We start from the raw sequence: 2,421 nt of genomic DNA on the forward strand, positions 1-2,421 counted from the left end.
GGCATGCCTCGCCTCACATAACCTCAACTTCCCGAACCGCCCGGTGCGGACCCGCACGCCGGGTGGTGTGGCAGGGTGGTGTGGCAGGGGACCGGCCAGCTTGCTGGCCGCCCCTATGCCGATTATTGATACAAGTGCTTGACTGTCTATCTAGCGATAGATAAATTTTGGCGTCGACCTAATTTTCAGGTTTTGTAGCCACTTCAGCCGGGCAAGCGATGGACAAAAACACCGTACGGGAAGCGTTGCTGGACCACACGCAGGCGCTGATGATGACGCGCGGCTACAACGGCTTCAGTTACCGCGATTTGTCTGAATTGGTCGGGGTCAAGACATCGAGCATCCACTATTACTTTCCGTCGAAGGAAGATCTCGCGCTCGAAGCCGTCAACGCCTACAGCGCGGACGTGATGTCCACGATCTACGCCATCGACAGTTCTGCGCCCGCCGACAAGAAGCTTGATCGCTACACGAAGCTGTTCGGCCGGATCATCGGCGATGGCCGTCGCATCTGCCTGTGCGGCATGCTGGCGGCGGAAATCGAAGCGCTGCCGGACAAGGTGCGTCAGGCGATTCAGGCATTTTTCCGGGCCAACGAAAACTGGCTGGCGAAGGTACTCGCCGAGGGCGAAGCACAAGATACGCTCGATGCCGGCGGCAAACCGGAAGCCGCGGCCCGCGCACTGTATTCCGCGTTTCAGGGCAGTCTGCTCGCCTGTCGATTGTTTCAATCGCGCGCGCGTCTGGAAGAAGTGGCGGAGGCCGTCCGACGGTAGACAACCCTGTGGATAACTCTGTGTAAAACACGGAAAAACACTAGGAAGCGCGTTGGATTGTCTACCGTTGAGTAGATAGATTTTGGCCGATAGAAGCGAGCTTTCAGGCGGTTTATGCGGTCTTCGCCCCAAAAAGAGCACGCGCGCACCGTCGCGCGGCGTCGAAAGCCAGTGCTGGTGCGGCTTTCAAGTCCATGTAGTGTCCGCTTATCTATCTAGTGATAGGTTGAATTTGATCTGGATTGTGCTGACAAATAGCTGCAAGAACGCTTTCTCGAACGCACAAAATGAAATGCCGCCCCACGATGTGCCGGGCGGCATGTCGGAAACGCGCAACTCAAACCGGCGCGGTATCGATAAATGACTGACGCTGCGACAGACGCGCGTAGTACTTGTCGAGCGACGGATGCGCCGTGCGCCAGTCGAGCTCCGGCAGACGGAAGTCGAGATAGCCGAGCGCGCAGCCGCAGGCGATATCAGCGAGCGTGAAGCGGTTCGCCGAGCACCATTACTTCGTGCCGACGCCGCGCGCCATCGCGTGCAGGCTGTCCTCGATCTTGCGCTTCTGGCGCGCGATCCACGCCGCGCTGCGATGTTCCTCCTCGCGCTGCGTGGTTTCGAGCCGCGTCAGCACGGCCGCGTCGAGCAGGCCGTCGGCGAGCGCTTCCCAGCACTTCACCTCGGTGCGCTCGCGGCGTTCCTGCGGCAGGAGCTTGCCGACGGGTGTGAGCGTGTCCACGAATTCGCAGATCACGCGGGAATCGAACACGGCCTCGCCGTCGTCCAGAATGAGGCACGGCACCTTGCCCAGCGGGTTGAAGTCGTGGATCTTGGAATCGGATGCCCACACATCTTCGAGCACCAGTTCGCAGTCGATCTTCTTCTCCGCCATCACGATCCGCACCTTGCGGACGAACGGACTGGGGTGCGAACCGATCGGCTGCGTCCTACAAATCACTTCAACCCGATTGCTGCGTGACGCATTTGGCGGCCACGACCGCCGCTCCGGATCTCGTCTCCACATTCAGCTTACTGAATATATGTTCGAGATGCTTGTTGACCGTCCGCGGCGCCATGCCGAGGATGTCGCCTATATCGCGATTGGTCTTGCCGCGCGAGAGCCACAAAAGTACTTCCGCCTCACGGCTGGTAAGGCCGAAACGCGCCGAAAGCCGGCCCGTTTGCGCCGTGTCATCGAATTCCTCCAGCACGACGGGCCAGTCGCCCCCCTCTTCGGCTCGTCCCAGCTCGCGCACACAATGGCGCACGCTGCCACGCGCCGTTTCGACCGCCCAATGGCCGACCACCGCAAAGCGGTTGAGGTCAAGCCTCATTCTGTCAGCCAACTACTAACACGAGCTCGCGGCTCATCGTATAAGATCGATCTGCCCACCCGAAGTGCTCCCGAGTGCCCTTGTCCCGGATGGTCACACCATACGCCGAACCTGCCCGGCGCGAGACCGCGAGGCACTGCCCATATCATGCCGGTTACCAACGCGATTGAAAATATCAACGCGCAACAGTTGTGTGCGTCAAGTTGTGCAGAAATCGGATGCCGGTGGTTTCAGTTGATCCTTCTGTGCGACGTGCGGCGCGAAGGGCGTAGCCCGCAGCGCCGAACGCCGCGCGGCCGCTATGCAGCAGC

The 2,421-nt window shown here is 60.3% G+C and carries 1 protein-coding gene and 2 pseudogenes; 1 reads left to right on the top strand and 2 read right to left on the bottom strand.

The features are described 5' to 3' along the window. Positions 1–218: 218 nt before the first annotated feature. Positions 219–776, top strand: coding sequence for a TetR/AcrR family transcriptional regulator (locus BVER_RS28580; protein ID WP_050456109.1), 558 nt, complete (start codon positions 219–221; stop codon positions 774–776). 337 nt (positions 777–1,113) lie between these two features. Here the strand turns inward: BVER_RS28580 and BVER_RS28585 are convergent. Next, positions 1,114–1,731, bottom strand: a pseudogene (locus BVER_RS28585) (glutathione S-transferase C-terminal domain-containing protein). 4 nt (positions 1,732–1,735) lie between these two features. Beyond that, positions 1,736–2,011 (bottom strand): annotated as a pseudogene (locus BVER_RS28590) (response regulator transcription factor); the annotation flags it as partial. Positions 2,012–2,421 lie beyond the last annotated feature (410 nt).

The sequence above is a fragment of the Candidatus Burkholderia verschuerenii genome (genome assembly GCF_001189365.1).
GTDB classification, from domain to species: domain Bacteria; phylum Pseudomonadota; class Gammaproteobacteria; order Burkholderiales; family Burkholderiaceae; genus Caballeronia; species Caballeronia verschuerenii.